1 protein-coding gene is annotated in these 750 nt (G+C 68.9%); it reads left to right on the forward strand.

The window, feature by feature from the left end:
- Positions 1 to 750 (forward strand): aminotransferase class III-fold pyridoxal phosphate-dependent enzyme (locus EKO23_RS24770; RefSeq protein ID WP_134721259.1); only part of this gene is annotated, 750 nt, incomplete at both ends.

Here is a 750-nt window from a genome sequence, read left to right on the forward strand (position 1 = left end):
CGTTCCGGGTCCCGAACACGAACTTCTACCGTGCCCCGGTCCACCAGGACGACCCGGAGGCGTTCGGCCGCTGGGCCGCGGACCAGATCGCGGTCGCGATCGAGAACGAGGGCCCCGAGACCGTGGCCGCGGTCTTCCTCGAGCCGGTCCAGAACGCCGGCGGCTGCTTCGTGCCGCCCCCGGGCTACTGGCAGCGGGTCCGCGAGATCTGCGACGAGTACGACGTCCTGCTGGTCTCCGACGAGGTGATCTGCGCGTTCGGCCGGCTCGGCCACATGTTCGGCGCCGAGCGCTACGGCTACCAGCCCGACATCATCACCTGCGCCAAGGGCATCACCTCCGGGTACGCCCCGCTCGGCGCGATGATCGCCTCGGACCGCCTGATGGAACCGTTCCTGAAGGACCAGGCGATCTTCGCCCACGGCTACACCTTCGGCGGTCACCCGGTGGCCACCGCGGTGGCGCTGGCCAACCTGCAGGCGTTCGAGGACGAGAAGGTGCTGGAGCACGTCCGGGCGAACGAGGAGTCGTTCCGGCTGACCCTCGACAAGCTGTCGAGCCTGCCGATCGTCGGCGAGATCCGTGGCGCCGGCTACTTCTACGGGATCGAGCTGGTCAAGGACAAGGCGACCAAGGAGAGCTTCGACGAGGAGGAGTCGGAGCGGCTCCTGCGCGGCTTCCTCTCCAAGGCGCTGTTCGATGCCGGCCTCTACTGCCGTGCCGACGACCGCGGAGACCCGGTCATCCAGC

The sequence above is a fragment of the Nocardioides guangzhouensis genome (genome assembly GCF_004519545.1).
Lineage (GTDB): Bacteria > Actinomycetota > Actinomycetes > Propionibacteriales > Nocardioidaceae > Nocardioides > Nocardioides guangzhouensis.